The organism is Paenibacillus sp. 2RAB27, assembly GCF_052115445.1.
Taxonomy (GTDB): Bacteria; Bacillota; Bacilli; order Paenibacillales; family NBRC-103111; genus Paenibacillus_E.
Window position 1 is genome coordinate 302,680 of the sequence record NZ_JBFRGR010000003.1, and the last position, 16,376, is coordinate 319,055.

The 16,376-nt window shown below is 45.8% G+C and carries 11 protein-coding genes; all 11 read left to right on the forward strand.

Annotated elements, in window-relative coordinates; all coding sequences use genetic code 11:
• Window positions 1-181: 181 nt before the first annotated feature.
• The 11 genes from AB4114_RS06500 to AB4114_RS06550 all read left to right on the forward strand — a co-directional run bounded on the left by AB4114_RS06500 (window position 182) and on the right by AB4114_RS06550 (window position 16,370).
• Window positions 182-1,042, forward strand: a complete 861-nt coding sequence (locus tag AB4114_RS06500) for an ABC transporter permease (RefSeq protein ID WP_441987842.1) — start codon at window positions 182-184, stop codon at window positions 1,040-1,042.
• On the forward strand, window positions 1,036-1,896 hold the full coding sequence (locus AB4114_RS06505) for a carbohydrate ABC transporter permease (RefSeq protein ID WP_441987694.1): 861 nt from the start codon (window positions 1,036-1,038) through the stop codon (window positions 1,894-1,896). Before AB4114_RS06500 ends, AB4114_RS06505 begins: the two co-directional genes overlap by 7 nt.
• An 86-nt stretch (window positions 1,897-1,982) precedes the next feature.
• Window positions 1,983-3,527, forward strand: a complete 1,545-nt coding sequence (locus tag AB4114_RS06510; RefSeq protein ID WP_441987695.1) for an extracellular solute-binding protein — start codon at window positions 1,983-1,985, stop codon at window positions 3,525-3,527.
• 87 nt (window positions 3,528-3,614) lie between these two features.
• Window positions 3,615-4,631 (forward strand): SGNH/GDSL hydrolase family protein, encoded by a 1,017-nt coding sequence (locus AB4114_RS06515; protein ID WP_441987696.1) that lies wholly within the window; start codon window positions 3,615-3,617, stop codon window positions 4,629-4,631.
• A 29-nt stretch (window positions 4,632-4,660) separates the two neighbouring features.
• Window positions 4,661-6,442: a sensor histidine kinase gene (locus AB4114_RS06520; protein ID WP_441987697.1), complete on the forward strand. Its 1,782-nt coding sequence runs from the start codon at window positions 4,661-4,663 to the stop codon at window positions 6,440-6,442.
• Window positions 6,443-6,466: 24 nt separating this feature from the next.
• A complete protein-coding gene (locus tag AB4114_RS06525; protein ID WP_441987698.1) occupies window positions 6,467-7,933 on the forward strand; it encodes a response regulator transcription factor in 1,467 nt (488 codons plus the stop codon).
• Between the two features lie 216 nt (window positions 7,934-8,149).
• Window positions 8,150-9,820, forward strand: coding sequence for a glycosyl hydrolase (locus AB4114_RS06530; protein ID WP_441987699.1), 1,671 nt, complete (start codon window positions 8,150-8,152; stop codon window positions 9,818-9,820).
• Between the two features lie 423 nt (window positions 9,821-10,243).
• Entirely contained in the window at window positions 10,244-12,514 is a 2,271-nt protein-coding gene (locus AB4114_RS06535; protein WP_441987700.1) for a helix-turn-helix domain-containing protein, read from the forward strand.
• Window positions 12,515-12,804: 290 nt separating this feature from the next.
• Complete coding sequence (locus tag AB4114_RS06540; protein WP_441987843.1) at window positions 12,805-13,764, forward strand: ABC transporter permease; 960 nt, start codon at window positions 12,805-12,807, stop codon at window positions 13,762-13,764.
• Window positions 13,765-13,779: 15 nt separating this feature from the next.
• Window positions 13,780-14,679, forward strand: coding sequence for a carbohydrate ABC transporter permease (locus AB4114_RS06545; protein WP_441987701.1), 900 nt, complete (start codon window positions 13,780-13,782; stop codon window positions 14,677-14,679).
• A 50-nt stretch (window positions 14,680-14,729) separates the two neighbouring features.
• Window positions 14,730-16,370: an extracellular solute-binding protein gene (locus AB4114_RS06550; protein WP_441987702.1), complete on the forward strand. Its 1,641-nt coding sequence runs from the start codon at window positions 14,730-14,732 to the stop codon at window positions 16,368-16,370.
• The last annotated feature ends 6 nt before the right edge of the window (window positions 16,371-16,376 follow it).

The following is a 16,376-nucleotide window of genomic DNA, read 5'->3' on the forward strand; positions in this document are numbered from 1 at the left end:
AGGCCTTTTTGCATGTATATAGAGCCGAATGATCCCTAAAAGTAAGTAAATTTGTTACTGCTGATGAATAAATCTCTTCCTTATTTGAAGAGCGGCTGCATGGGATAATGAAGGTACAACAAAGAGTTGATGGAGGTAATGCCAATTGGCAGGATTGTGGAAGAATAGAGTGCTTTACTTCATGCTTTTACCGCTTATAGCCTGGTATGTCATTTTTAAATATATACCGATGTACGGTGCTATTATCGCGTTTAAGGACTATAACATTTTATCGGGAATCGGGGGTTCGGATTGGGCTCATCCTTGGTATAAATACTTTGATATGTTCTATAGTTCACCGTATTTCTCTCGGTTGTTTGGCAATACGCTGTTGATCAGCTGCTACAAGTTAATCTTCGGTATGTTGCCGTCCATCCTGTTAGCTATTTTGCTAAATGAGAGTAGAAGCGTTTTGTTAAAAAGATGGATTCAAACGTTGAGTTACATGCCCCACTTTTTGTCGTGGGTTATCGTGTATGGGATCGCGGTGGCGTTTCTTTCCGAGACGAATGGACTGTTGAACCGCTGGATCAGCGACCTAGGGTATGAGGCAATTTCATTTCTAGGTGAACCTGAGTGGTTTCGCTCAGTACTCGTCGGGACCGACATTTGGAAGGATCTTGGCTGGGGAGCGATCATTTATATTGCTGCTATTGCAGGCATAGATCCCTCGCTGTATGAAGCTGCGATGATGGATGGGGCGGGACGTTTACGACGGATCTGGAGTATTACACTGCCAGGTATATCGAATGTGATCATGCTGCTTTTGATTTTAAAATTGGGGTACATCTTGGATGCGGGGTTCGATCAAGTGTTCATCTTCTATAATATTCGGGTCTACGCTGTAGGCGATATCATCGATACGTGGGTCTATCGTACGGGGCTTGAACAATTGAACTTCAGTTTGGCATCTGCAGTAGGATTATTTAAATCGGTCATTGGTTTGATGCTTGTGCTATCCGCCAATAAGATTGCAAGAAGATGGGGTGGGGGCATATGGTAATCAATCGCGGGGAACGAGCAGCAGGTGCTGTTATTAATTTAATTCTTTGTGTAGTAGGTATTGCAAGTCTTTTCCCACTTCTCTTTGTGTTATCTATGTCGCTCACACCTTATGGGGAAGTGATTAAAAACGGGGGATTTCTTATTTTCCCCAAATCGATCACGTTTGAAGCTTACAAATATCTTTTCCAGACCAGAGAGTTGCCGCAATCCATGCTGGTGTCTTTATTTACTGCGACGGTGGGTACGGCTATTAACTTGCTAATTACGATGCTTGGCGCCTATTCGCTTAGTCGAAAATCATTACGAGGACGCACCTTTATTCTACTTATGATCGTATTTACGATGCTATTCAGTGGCGGATTAATACCGACGTACTTGCTCGTCAAATCCTTAGGCATGTTAAATACCATCTGGGCCTTGGTTATTCCAAGCGCAGTCGCAACCTATAACCTGTTGATTATGAAAACGTTTTTTGAAGGACTTCCCGAGGAGTTGTTTGAGTCTGCAAGAATCGATGGAGCTGGCGATTTGAGCATTTTGTTCCGCATCGTCGTTCCGCTGTCGGTGCCTTCGCTAATGACCATAGGTTTGTTCTATGCCGTGTCCAATTGGAATAGCTTTTTCCCAGCAGTTCTGTACATTACGGACGCAGATTTAAATCCGCTGCAAATTGTTGTGCGTAAACTGCTGCTCTTAAGTAATTCGGTGGATAACGCAACGGAGAATATCGTGCCTACGCCGACCTTGCAGATGGCTTCTGTCATTACCGCAAGTCTACCCATTCTAGTGGTGTATCCATTTATACAGAAATATTTTACAAAAGGCGTTCTAATCGGGGCCATTAAGGGTTGAATCGAAAGTGTATAGCAAGATCTCGCATTCAGATAGACGAGACATTGCGTTCACATATAAAATAATAAGTGAAAGAAGGGGTAAACATGAAAAAGAAATCTGTAACCGCTATTTTTCTTGCAATGACGCTACTTGCAGCATGTTCGAGCACCAAATCCTCAGAAACCGCTGTATCAACGGGAGGAACGGCAGGAACGGCATCGACGAAACCAGCCGCAGCTCCTGTGAAAATTGAAGTCATGCAAGAAGGGACTGTCACTTCTGCCGATGGACCTGGATTTCCTAAGGAAGATTTTGTGAAGAACGAACTGAATAAAAAGCTAAATACCGATTTGATGATGACGATGGAAGCCAATGATTTTGTAACCAAACTAAACACTCGAATTGCGGGAGGAAATCCCCCAGATCTCATGCTGGTATCGAAAGATCTGGTACAGAAACTCTCCCAAAGCGGTGTGCTGCTTGATATGGGGCCTTATCTCGACAAGTTGGCCGATTACAAGAAATTTGTAACCGCAGACCAATTGCCAAAGGGTGTTGTCGGTGGTAAGCAGATTGCATTGCCTAAGGCGCCTGGCATTACCATTTTTACATACTGGATCAGGAAAGATTGGCTTGATAAATTGCAATTAAAAGCGCCAACAACAGTTGATGAGTTGTTTAATGTAGCAAAGGCATTTACCGAGAATGATCCTGATGGCAACGGCAAGAAGGATACGCTCGGAATCACGGGGACAGGTATGGATACCTTTGCGCCTGTATATGGCGCTTACGGGGTCACCAATAGTTCCTCGTCGTTAACGCCAAGTATTTTATTAAATGGAAAATTAACTAACGCACTTTATGACCCGGCTATGAAAGATGCGTTATCTTCAGTGAAAAAGTTTATTGATGCTGGCATCGTCGATCCAGAGTTTTTGAGCAACAAAGGGAATGCATCCAAGGATAAGGCGTATCAGGGGAAAGTTGGCATCATTTATGATGGCTGGAGCGGTATTGTTCGTGATGAGCAGGTAAAAGTGTGGAAGCAAGCCAATCCAAATGCAGATTGGGTTCAACTGTCGGCGCTAAAGGGACCGAACGGTCTGCAATTTGCTGGTACCAAGGATGTTGGTGCTTCAGGCGCGATGATCGTTCTTCCGAAGTCGCTCGAGAAACAACCGGATAAGCTGAATAAAATTATTGAGCTTCTCAATTATGTTTCTACAACAGAAGGCAATAACTTAGTTGATTACGGGGTTAAAGATGTTCACTTTAAAGTGGACGGCGATAAGATCAGCATCACAGACCAAGGTAAGAAGGAAAATGGGTATACATTTGTTTACCAATTCACAGGTCGCCCTGAGCTTCCGTATTTAAAAACGAAATTCCCTGGGCAAGCATCCTTTATTGATCTTGAAGCTAATTTACCGCGTTTGCCCGTTGTGGATAAGATGATCGATTTGCCGACTGGCTTCAATAAAGCGGATGCGGACACATTCATTCAAGAAGAAATGACGAAATTCGTTTATGGTAAAACGCCGATCACGGACTACAACAAATTCCTTGCTACGTTAGAAGGGACATACAATTATAAGTTGTATACCGATGCGGTTACGAAGCAAGCTGCGGCTCTCGGATTGACCAAGTAAATGGAAGGCCCCCATCACACAAAAGCGGTGGGGGATTTTCCCACCGAGTGTGTGCGCAAACAGCACAATACAGGAGATGAAATCACCATGAAACCATACCCTTGCACACAGGAACCCATTAAAATTTATGGTCTGCAGCATCATTTATTGCCACATCGTTTTTGGCGTCTGCCAGAGGAGATGCTTGGGGAAGTGTCGGATGGGGTAGCAAAGCGAGCGAAGTCTCCCGTAGGTGGACGTATCCGATTCCGCACCGATTCAACGAAGATTACTATACATGTTAAGTTGAAAAACAATTACGTTGACTGGGCGATACCTCTATCGGGTTCTGCTGGATCAGATGTGTACATCGGTTCAAAGCTGAATATTCGTTATGCAGGTTTAATTGCGCCTAAAAGTTATGAAGAGACAACAGCTTTGCTTACTTTTGAGAAAAATAATGAGCTAGAAGATATCACCATCCATTTACCCAGAAATGTTGAACTGGAAGATATGGTATTTGAACTTGAAGATGATGCCCATCTCGAATCTCCAACTCCGTACACTTTTGAACTGCCTATGGTATTCTATGGCTCTTCGATTACGGAGGGAGGTTGTGCTACCCGGCCAGCTAATGCTTACACGGCACTGCTGTCCAGATGGCTGGATGCGGATTATATAAATCTAGGTTTTTCAGGAGCGGCAAAAGGGGAACCCGAAATAGCCGCCTATATTGCCGGCTTGGCAATGAGCGTTTTTATCATGGATTATGATCACAATGCGCCGACAATCGAACACCTTGAACGCACACATGAACCGTTTTTCAAGGAAATTCGACGAGATCAACCTGAGCTTCCCGTTCTCCTTCTTACAAAGCCGGACTTCGATTTGAGGCCAGAGGAGGCAGCCCAAAGAAGAGCGATTATTCAACGAACTTATCACAATGCGAAAGCAGCAGGAGATGAATTCGTCTACTTTATGGAAGGTGAACGTTTCTTTGGAGATACGAATCGTGAATCGTGCACGATTGAGGGATGTCATCCCAATGATCTCGGATTCATGCGGATGGCTGAAGTCATTTACCCAATGCTTGACGACATGCTAAGATATCCAAAAAAGATCTAATGATGCGCCGGATCTAGAGGGGGAACTGCATGTTTCAACGAATTCGGAGGCTATGGCCTGCCAAATTGCAAAATCGGATTTTCCTTACCTTTCTCTTAGTTATCTTCATTCCGTTCTCGATTCTACAAATTCACAACTACAACCAAATTGAAACCATTATTGAGGAAAAAATTAGTGAACAGAACGTCATTCAGCTCGGCCAAATGAAATCCCAGCTGGATGAGTTGCGGCTGACCGCGTTGAATTCGGTTTTGCAAATTGAACGCAACAGCAGCATTCCAGAGTTAATTGCTGGGGCTAATCGCTCACCTGGAGCAGAACAGACCCGTATCGTCGAGGAAAAGTTAGACGCGATTAAGAGTACATTTTTACCCACTAGTGTCTATATTCAGTATACGTTGGCCGATGAGCAAGGAAGGGCGTATACCTCGCTTCCTCTCGCAGAGAATAACGAAGGCCCGCAGCATATCAGGATGGCTACTGAATTGTCGGCCAAACTCCCATTAGACGGTTTATTGCTTAAGTGGGAGTTCGAGCAAGTACTTACTGGATCGCTGACGGATACCAGGAGGAAGAACGTTCTCTCCTTATATTCGCTTTCACAGATGGCCGGCGGTGAATGGCTGCGCGTGCACGCGAGCGTGGATATCGATCAATGGTTGTTGAATTCGGCAAGCGGCATACAAGTCAAACAAAACTACTACATGTTAGATCAACAGGGGAAAGTCATTTCTCAAACTAATACGGCATTCGCGATAGACTCGCTCTTGAAGCCTCTCATTCTGAATCAAGGCAAAACGAAACCAAATGAATATACCATAGATAAATCTGGACATTACGTTTATAACGCTACCTATATTCCTTCTATATCTTCTTACTTGGTCAGTCAATTTCCACTTGATTTTTTCTTTGGAGATATCCAAGCACTTAAGCGCCAGGTATTCCTTACGTACCTGTTGATTATCGCTTTTTTCATAGGCATCTCTTTCTTGACACTATCCACACTGACTCGTCCACTTCGACTTCTGGAAACCCGGATGAAGGAGGCTGCGGAGAAAAGAATGAATATCAAACAGCCCGAGCACCCTCATCGGGGCGAGATCTTGTCCTTTGTCCGCGCTTTTAATGGGATGGTTGACGATGTGACAGGCTTGATCGGGCAGCTCAAATTAGAAGAGAGACAGAAAGAAGCGATTCGGTTTCAAATGCTCTTAACCCAGATGAATCCGCACTTTTTGCTCAACACGATTAATACTATTAAATGGACTGCCAGCAATGCTGGCAATGAAACGACGGCAGAAATGTGCAAAGCACTTGCTAAGTTGTTGGAAAGCAGTCTAAATACCGACAGGGATTTGGTTTTTCTGCAGGATGAAATGCAGTTATTACATTCCTATGTGTATATTCAAGCGTTCCGGTATGACCACCGTTTTGATGTGCAGTATGAGGTCCAGGCTGAGCTGGACTATGCGTTAGTACCAAAGCTAAGTCTACAACMGCTTGTCGAGAATGCCATTCAACATGGGCTTGTACATCGTAAGCAAGGGGGGATTATTAAGGTGACCGTGGCTAGCGAGGATCGCTTTCTACTCATCGATGTACAGGATAATGGCGTAGGTTTTCAAAAGCAAACAAACGAATTACCTCGCGTACGTAAAGGTATCGGCTTAAGCAATCTGAAAGAGAGATTGTCGCTCCTCTACAAGGAAGAGGGCAAGCTCGAGTTGATTCCCCAAGAGGAAGGGACGCATGTTCGTATCCAAATACCTTTATTACTATCGAATCCGTATCAACCTGAACATGGGGTATGATTAAGAAGAAAGGGAGTGTAGGACATGTGGAATCTACTGCTTCTGGAAGATGAACCCTACGTGCGTCGCTCGATTCGCCAAGCCATCGATTGGGAGGCACTAGGCTTCAKGGTCGTGGCTGAAGCTGAGGATGGCAATGAGGCCTGGGAGTACATGCAATCCCATCAGGTGGATGTAGTTTTATCTGATATCATGATGCCTGTTATGAATGGCATCGAGTTGCTTCGGCTGGTTAAGGAAAAGGGTCACGAGGTGGAGTTTATCATGCTTACCTGCGTGAACGAGTTTGAATATGCGAGGTTGGCCCTACAATACGGCGCCGTGGGGTATCTGCTCAAAGCCTCTATGGATACGGATGAGCTGCAAGCCATTTTACGAAAGACCAAACAAAGTTTAATTAAAAAGCGCGATGAACGAACCAAAGCGCCAATGTTTAATTTATATCTGAAAGCTTGGAGATCCATGCATGGCAAGGAGGAACTGGAGTCAAGTGAGGCTGAGGGAGGGGGGCATCCCCTTCCCGCATATGTACGCTTATTCGTCGGTTTGGCAACAGATGCATCCCTAGGAAAAGATCGGATTATTAGCCGATTTGGCATGGACTGTCAGGACAAATTACTTGTGCATCGTTTTGTCGATTGGGGAATTGTGACCATATTTGTCTGGGCAGATGAGTCTGATATTCTTTTAAACGAGGCAGATACGGAACCAATCTCTTCGACATGGCTATCTTCCAAGGCATGGAGAGATGGATGGGTATCAGCGCTTCAGCAGATTGGCCTAGATTGGTACGGTCTAGATTCCACGTTGCGTAAGGCGGGCAGATTGCCAGTTGAAAGCTTTTCATGGAAACAAGAGCGTTATATTCTTCAGCTATTTGAAGCTATGCAATGGGCGGAGTGTGAGAAATCATTAGCAATAGCATGGCATGAGTTCAAGGATCAACAAACGGCAGCAGTAATAGTTAAAGAAACTGCCGACCGATTGGATAAGTCGTTGGCTCGGTTATCCAATCAACTGCCTGCCGGAAAGGCATTCTGGGCAGAAGCGGCAAGTCATCAGCAAGCTTTAGAACAACTGTTACAGCGCATCCGATTGTATTCTGATCACCGAATGAAGCCTACAACTTCGGATCATCCAGAGGTCAACAAAATCATCGAATACGTGAATAGCAACTATGATAAGGAACTAACGCTCAAAGGTATGGCGAAATACGTCAACATGGGAGAGCAGTATTTAAGCGGTTTGTTTAAGAAAAAAACCGGCGAGCAATTTATCCAGTATGTGCAGCGTATTCGCATCGAGAGGGCTTGCTTTTACCTGGCCACGACCGAATTGCGCGTTGCGGACATATGCGAACAAACAGGCTTTGTTCATCTCAACTATTTCCTGAAACAGTTCAAGAAACGAACGGGTGTAACCCCATCGGAGTTCCGTGAAAGTAAAAAGACAGACTCGAAGAAACTACAAGAAATGAATGAGCAGCTATGAGTTGTTAAAATGACTTGGCCGTTGCATAGTGTTATCCAGGAATTTCAGTTGCGCATACGGCCATCTTACAGTTCGCAGCATGTTTTCTAATTGATTCTGAAAGCGCTTTATATAATGAAGGGGGGGTGGTAGTAGGAAGGAGGTAAGGGGACGATTTGGTAAGTTCTTGCATTGGACGAAACGAAAATGACCACAATTCAAGGGAGGAATATCGTAATGATGAACAAATGGATGTCAAAGTGCCTTCTAGGTGCTCTTCTAGTGGCCCTGGTATCACCTGTCTTCCAAGGGATTGGCGGAACCAATGCCTACGCCGCAACCCCGGCTAATCCGAATGCGACACAAGCTGTAAAGGATGTGTTAAATTATTTTGATACAGTTTATACGAATAATCAAATCATTTCCGGACAAATGGTAACTGGAGATAAGTATGGCTATAACGAAATCGATCGCGTAGCCGAACTAACGGGTAAATTTCCTGCCATGATTGGTTATGATTTTGGATTTAAACATTCGTACGGGTCCCTAACCGATTTAAGTACAGAGCGGAGTACAATAGTCGAACAATCGGCAGATTACTGGAAGAAGGGAGGACTTGTCCAGATTTCATGGCATGAGATCAACCCTCTTGAGTGTATACCCGATGATGTCGGCTGGGATAGTGTCATCTGTCACATGTCACAAGCGGATTTTGATGCCATAACGACCCCTGGAACTACCCAATATAACAAGTGGTTGACGCATGTCGATATGATAGCGGGTTATCTGAAATCCTTGCGGGATCAAGGTGTTGTTGTACTTTGGAGACCTTATCACGAGATGAACGGCAGCTGGTTCTGGTGGGGTGGAAAAAGCGGTGCCAGCTTCAAAAAACTATGGCAGAATATGTATGACCGATATACGAATTATCACGGCTTGAACAACCTAATTTGGGTTTGGTCTCCCGATAAGACAGGTACGCAGAACAGCACATATTACCCAGGGGACGCCTATGTGGATCTGGGCGGGGTTGACCTCTATACCAATAGTCGTACGGATACAGAATTTACGAGCTCAAATAGCGAGTTGACGACACTCCTTGGCAGCAAACGGTTCGGTCTAGCAGAGATCGGTCTCCTTCCGACTGAATCATCAGTTCAAACGAACTTTGATTATACATGGTTCCTAGTATGGACCACTGGATGGTCCGACAATAACTTCTATCCATACCCTACGTCAAATGCACCTGGCAACGATCCTGCCACTATTCAAAGCATGTATGGCAATGCTGTTACCATTACGAGAGATGAGGTTCCTGCACTTGGAAGGACGATCGATCCTGGAACGTTTATTTTCAAAGATACGATGAATACCTATCCAGCAGCAGGCGGTGCTCCGACGAACTGGACAACGGCGGCCACTGGGGGTGCCGTTACCGTGGAGAACGAGCCTAGCGTAGGATTGGCGGGGCCAGATCGAAGCATGAAAATCAACAAAACCGTCAACACGAATGACGCAAATGCGAAGAAAACATTCGGTCCGCAAACGGGCATCTTGACCTTCAAAGCTACGCTGCGCACAGAGGAAGCCAGTTGGAAAGATTTCCTCATCGCAGACAGCACAAGTAAAATTGCCTTGCAAATTGGCTTAAATAACGGTTATTTGAGAGCGTACAATGGAGCGACGCTTACGGCTTTAGAGCCAATGACCTATGGCAAATGGTACGATGTTAAGGTTGTAATGAATACCGCTACGAAAAAGTACGATGTGTATGTAAATGGCGCGATCAAGGCCAATCAATTCAGCTACAAAGATACGACAGCAGTAGATCTTAACAAGTTGGCGTTTGGTGTTGCTGGCAATGACACAGGCACCTTATATGTTGATAATGTAAGAATAACGAAGTAAGGGTATATTGTAAGAAGTACTTCAAAACTTATTTGTAAATTGATTTTATATTGATAAGCCAGCAAACCCTTATGTTTGCTGGCCTCTTGCGTTTCAAAACTTATTTGTCACCCAACAGGTGACGTTTAGACTATTATCGGGTGACAAATAAGTTTTGAAGTAGACAATAAAGTTTTGAAGTGGCAAATAATCATGAAAAAAAAGAAAAGTAATATTCCGAGCGAAAATATACAATTTTTTACATATATAAATATTTCTCAAGTTTATAGGGAGAAAAGGAGGACAAACCTTGTGAAACGGGAAATGATAGTGAAATAAACAGAGAGCAGATCGCCGGGGCCGGTAACTGTTCCTTTTTTATATTGAAGTATCTGGTAGTTATTTATGGTAGAATATGTATTATTTTAAATGAGGAGGGGCGCTATGAAGCGGTTTCCGATGATGCTTCAATTAGCATTAATTCTGTTCTGCGTTATGGCCATTCCAACAGCGACGTTAACATGGTACAGCGGTGCACAGATTTTAGGGAATTCGGAGCACGCCATTGCAGAATCTGCTCTCGCCGGATTGAATGCCAGCCGCAATCTGAACGAGAATACGCTCGACAACTTTGCCCAGAACACGATACGTCTTGCCGCGACCCATTTCTTTGACAAGATCCGCGCTTACAAAACCTTTGAAGAAATCAATTCGAATTACGAAAATGTCTTTAACGCATTATCCGTACAGCAAGATCTGATGAGTCTTAACCGGATCGGCGACGGAGTTTATTCCTCCTTCTTTTACGTAAGCGATTCGGACTATGTCGTGTCGACAGATAAAGGTATCACGAAGTTGGAGCGGTACGAGGACTTCGATTGGATGAAGGAAGCTCTTGCCGAGCGGGAAGGAATCAGTGGGGTCTGGTATCCGCGTAAGCTTGATTCGGGTGTGGATGTTATCTCCTATGTGCTGCCGCTCAACCGGCTCTCAACTACCATGCGCGGTACGATTGTCGTGAATTTGCGTGAAACCCAAATGGAGAATAATATGCGCTCGTCAAGTAGCGGTGAGCAAAGATACATGCTCATGAATTCAAAGGGAACCATTATCTCTCACTATGACAAGAGCATGCTGTTTAAGAACGGCAGTGAGGAGACCGTTATTCGTGAGATCTTAGGGCATGACAAAGCAGAGGGATATGTATTACGCAAGCTTGACGAAGAACGGTTGCTCTACACGTGGTCTCGGTCGAAGCAGTTCGGATGGATTTACGTGAAGATTTATTCGGTCAATGAACTAATGACCAAGACACATACCTTACAGAAAAATATCATTTTCCTTACGGCGGGCATTATTTTCGCAGGGACCATTCTGACCGTCATTTTCGCAACATGGTTATCTAAGCCGGCTAGGGAATTGGTCCGGACATTACGCAAGCGCGGTCATTTGGGTGTAAAAGGCAGGAACGAGCTCGCTTATCTGGATGCGGCGTTCCGGCGAATGCAGGAGGAAGAGGATGCACTCCATGGGCTGCTTTATGTCCGTGAACAGGATGCCCGCAGTCTGGCGGTTCATAATCTGCTGCGGGGCGAACTGACCCCGCCGGCCGCCCTCATGTTTCCGGCCCGTTATTTTATAGTTGCCGTCGTCTCGATTGATCGATACAGGAAATATGTGACCAAGAACAATCCCGAGACGCGCAGTACCCATCGTCAACTGCTGATCTCCCAATGCGACAGTATGTTTCCGAATGGGGTGAATACACGATGTGTATATCAAGGAGATGGCTGCTTCGCTATTGTGATTAACTACGGGCTGCTGGAATTTGAAAGGGAAGGTGCTGGCATTGACGTCGCAATCAGCGATATTCGTGATAAAGCGGAGGAGCTCTTGGAACACTCTGTCACGATAGGTATAAGCAGTCCGACAGAGTCGAGTGACAGCGTTGGGGAACGCGTGATCGAAGCGATGGAGGGAGTAAAGCACCGCATGATCGCAGGCAGTGGTGGAATCATCTATTGGAAGGAGCAAGAGGGGCGAGACAAGAGATATATTTATCCTGCCAACAGCGAAAGACGAATTCTAAACTACTTGAACCATGGTCAACTCGACAGCATCATCAAAGAACTGGAAATCATAAGCGGCGAAATCCGTTCCGCAGAATACATCTCCTACGATAATATCTTATTTATTTACCATCAATTAGTAGGCGTGACTATCAAGCACCTTAGAGAGAACTATGTAAACACGGCGCGGATTTTCGCGGGAAGAGGCAATATTTACGCGACCCTCGCATCCATCGATACGCTTGACGAGCTGGAAGATTATTTTCGCGATTTCTACGGGGAGATCGTGCAGCACCTGGCGCGTTCACCAGGCGAGACCAACAACTACGGTGAGCGCATCATCAGCTATATAAACGAACACTATCGGGAAGAAATCGTCTTTGAGGACATGGCGAAGGAAATCGGGATCAGCTACTCTTACATGCGCAAGATCGTGTACGAGATGACAGGCATGAGTACGATCGATTATCTCAACCAGTTGAGAATCGAGAAAGCGAAGCAGCTGCTCGTCGATTCCAGGTTGACCATCACGCAGATTGCACTCGAGGTTGGCTACTATAATGTACAAAGCTTCAACCGGTTTTTTCGTAAATTCGAAGGGATGCCTCCGAGCAGTTACAAGGCGGAGAAGACAAGGACATCCTGAAGAGAAATGAACGGCACTCCATACGTAAATCATGGGGTCATCAAGCTGTCTTTTCGGTCCTTATGGCCGTCGAAGGCAGCTTAACTTTTGCTCCTACCTATCAGAATTGATCATTAGAAAGTCCCAGGATAGCGATTTTGCTGCACATTAATCAAAAATGACGGGTTGAATCAATACTCATGATTTACCGATCAGCAAACTGAACGGTATGATGAGTCCGATCCGGAATGAACCGATGAGGTAAATCAACCGGAAACCCCAAGTACTGAGGAGGTGAGACTGTGAAATCAATGGCAACTTCTGATGCCAAAAATGTAACCGCTTTATCGTTGTCCAAGAAGTACAAATGGGGGATATATCACTATCTGCGCAGGGATTGGCAGCTCTACGTGCTGCTGCTTATTCCTTTAGCAATGGTACTGACCTTTAAGTATGCCTCCATGTTCGGACTCACGATCGCTTTCAAAGACTATAAAATCGCGAGGGGCTTCTGGGGCAGTGAATGGGTAGGATTTGAAGTATTTAAAGAGATTTTTGCCAAACCCGACTTTGGCCGAGCGATTCGGAATACGCTGATGTTGAATATCCTGGACCTTATGTTCAGCTTTACGATGCCGATTGTACTCGCTCTTATTCTTAATGAGGTCAAAAACCTTATGTTCAAACGCATGAATCAAACGCTGCTCTATCTGCCCCATTTCTTATCCTGGGTGATTATCGGTGCCATCGCCTATCAGCTCTTAAGCGAAGGCAACGGCATGGTGAATAATCTCATCGAGAAGCTGGCAGGCATCAGGATCCCGTTTCTACAGGAGGATACCAATTGGGTAATCAGTTATTTGGCCATCGGCGTGTGGCAGAGTATGGGTTGGGGGTCGATCATCTACCTTGCGGCTATCAGCGGCATTAATCCAGAGATGTATGAAGCGGCTATCGTCGATGGTGCGGGCCGATGGCGTAAAATGTGGAACGTTACCTTACCCTCGATCCGGATGACGATCGTGACTTTGCTGATCTTGAGCTTGGGCGGTGTAATGGGTGGCTCCTTCGAGCGGATTATGGCCTTACAGAATAAGGCGACTACTGAGTTCACCACGACCATACCTGTTCTGGTGTACCGCTGGGGGATTGAAAGCGGCAACTTCAGCCGTGCGACCGCATTAGGTTTATTTCAATCGATCATTGGGCTCGTCCTCGTCTTGGTCGCCGACCGGATTGCGAAGAAACTGGGCGAAGACGGATTGATTTAGAGAGGATGCGAACCCATGAAATCATCTGCTGGCACGAATGCCGTAAAACGTAGATTTCGCTTTGACATTTGGGATGTGATGATCCACCTGGTATTGATTGTTGCCTCCCTTGCGTGCACGCTGCCGTTCATACATGTCGTCGCCAAATCTTTTAGCGATGACGCGTTTGTAATCGCTAACAAGGTGTATCTCTGGCCTGAAGGCTTCACTGCCCATGCCTACGAGAAAATCTTTGCTGACGACAGTATCCTAAGATCCCTTTACGTTTCTGTCCTCGTTACTGTGCTGTTCACGATTCTGGGGATGATCGTTACGATTTGCGCGGCCTATCCGTTATCGCGCAAGCAGCTGAAAGGCCGTACGCTGCTGACTTTTATCTTTGTGTTCACCATGTACTTCCATGGCGGGATAATTCCCGACTACATGTTAATGAATAGCCTGGGAATGTTGGACAGCATATGGTCACTCATACTGCCGCTTTCGTTCAGCGCATTCAATCTGCTGATTTTGAGGAGCTCCATCTCGAGTAGTATTCCGGTTAGCTTGGAGGAATCGGCAAGGATTGACGGAGCCGGGCACTTCCGAATTTTACTGAATATCGTCCTCCCGCTCTGCAAACCGATTTTAGCAACGTTATCACTCTTTTATGCGGTAGGCCGCTGGAATGCATATCAAGATGCTCTGTTCTACATTAAACAGAATACCGACCTGCGGCCGTTACAGTTGAAACTCTATTATCTGGTTATCCAAGCGACCGAAAGCTTTCAGCTGGAGAGCACCCAAGTGGAGCTTAGCAATCCCGAGGTGCTCAAGGCTTCGGTCGTTGTATTCGCAACATTGCCGATCGTCTGCGTCTATCCGTTTATTCAGAAGTATTTTGTTCGGGGTACGATGCTTGGGGCCGTTAAGGAATAACCTTAAAGCGGCATTTGCATAGTAACTAATTTTATATTGGGGGAAATACGATGAGTATTAAGAAATGGGTCCCTGTGATTTTGGCCTCCGTGATGAGCACCAGTATTTTGGCGGGCTGCAATGATAACGGCAGCGGGAACAAAGCATCTCCATCCGCGACCACCTCGGCTAATCCAAGCGCGAGCGCAAGCACCAGCTTGCTTGATTCTTCGAATCGCTTCGCACAGACTGTCAACCTCGATATTCCGGTGTATGATCGAGCGTTCGAGGGTTGGAACGTAGCCGACAACTACTATACACGATGGATCCAGAAGGAATTCGGAGAGAAACACAATGTCAAAATCAATTTCGTGCCGATCTCCCGCAGTAACGAAGTGAGGGATTTCGAGCAGCTGCTGTCAGCCGGTAAGGCGCCGGATATGATCTTCCATTATGACATGCCACAGGCGCTTACCTACTACTCCGAAGAGGTCTTGCAGCCGCTCAAACTGGACGAGGTTGCCAAGTATGCTCCGACTTACTGGAAGAACACGAGCAAAACGATTGAACAATATGGTGTAGTGGACAAGAAGAATATGTTCATCTTCGCTAAGCGCCCTAACTATAACAACTTTGTGAGTCTCATCCGGAAAGACTGGGTCGAAAAGGTCGGCATGAAGGTGGAGGATCTGACGTCCCTAGAGAAATATAACGAGATGCTCATAAAATGGAAGGCAGCGGGACTCGGCGTATCAGGCGGATCCTTAACCCGGAACGTATTCAATTACAGCTATGCCTTCCGCGATTGGCCGATTGATCCGAAGTACCGTGCGCTTTATTCCGATCTTGCCGTTGCGGATTTCACGACCGCTGATACGGAGCGCTGGCTGAAGAACTTAAACTATCAATATAACAACGGTTTGATTGACAAGGAGTTTTATTTACGCGACGACGACAACAAGATCAAAGCCGAGTTTGTGGCGGGCAGGACCGGAACATATGGACTTTATCTTGCCAGTAATACTGACCTATTCGCCGCTACGTTGAAGAACAATCCAAAAGCCCAATTTGCCGTCATCCCTCCAGAGGCCGGAGTACCTCAAGGTCGCAAGCCGCAGGGACGTGCCGACTGGCCGTTTGGGTTCATCATGGGAATTAACCACAAATCAACCGAACAAGAACGAGTCGCCGTTTGGTTGTATCTCGAGTGGATGAGCCAGCCGAAGAACTTGTTCTTTCTGCAGAATGGGGTCGAAGGTCAGAACTATACCCTCGATGCCGATGGCTTGCCGAAGAAAGTTGCGGATTTCAAAGGCGAATCGAAGCTTTCCAACAACAACAATAAGGATTACTGGGCGCTTGTGACCGAAATCGCGGAATTCTCCACTCCGGAATTGACAACCAAGGCGAACCTGCGCAATTGGACGGTTCCTGGACAGGAGCAATTGACCGAACAGCTGATGAAAAATTGGAATGCTACCGCAGAATACCGTACGCCGGATGCTTTGTTCTCCGTTGTACTCAAGAATGTAACCGAGCATAAAGCGGACCTGAACGCCCTCTTCCAGGAACTCTACCTGAAGATTGTTATGTCTCCTCCGGATCAGTTTGATAAGCTGTATGCGGATGCCAAGAAGAAGTTCCTCCAGGCAGGCTACCAAGAGATTCTGGATGAGAAGAAAAAAGCGATTGATGCGGGTCAATTCCGCTAATCGCAA

Coding starts and splice junctions, on each gene's coding strand:
- AB4114_RS06510 (WP_441987695.1), top strand. CDS start 1,983: ATGAAAAAGAAATCTGTAACCGCTATTTTTCTTGCAATGACGCTACTT.
- AB4114_RS06530 (WP_441987699.1), top strand. CDS start 8,150: ATGATGAACAAATGGATGTCAAAGTGCCTTCTAGGTGCTCTTCTAGTG.
- AB4114_RS06550 (WP_441987702.1), top strand. CDS start 14,730: ATGAGTATTAAGAAATGGGTCCCTGTGATTTTGGCCTCCGTGATGAGC.
- AB4114_RS06545 (WP_441987701.1), top strand. CDS start 13,780: ATGAAATCATCTGCTGGCACGAATGCCGTAAAACGTAGATTTCGCTTT.
- AB4114_RS06515 (WP_441987696.1), top strand. CDS start 3,615: ATGAAACCATACCCTTGCACACAGGAACCCATTAAAATTTATGGTCTG.
- AB4114_RS06505 (WP_441987694.1), top strand. CDS start 1,036: ATGGTAATCAATCGCGGGGAACGAGCAGCAGGTGCTGTTATTAATTTA.
- AB4114_RS06500 (WP_441987842.1), top strand. CDS start 182: ATGCTTTTACCGCTTATAGCCTGGTATGTCATTTTTAAATATATACCG.
- AB4114_RS06535 (WP_441987700.1), top strand. CDS start 10,244: ATGAAGCGGTTTCCGATGATGCTTCAATTAGCATTAATTCTGTTCTGC.
- AB4114_RS06540 (WP_441987843.1), top strand. CDS start 12,805: ATGGCAACTTCTGATGCCAAAAATGTAACCGCTTTATCGTTGTCCAAG.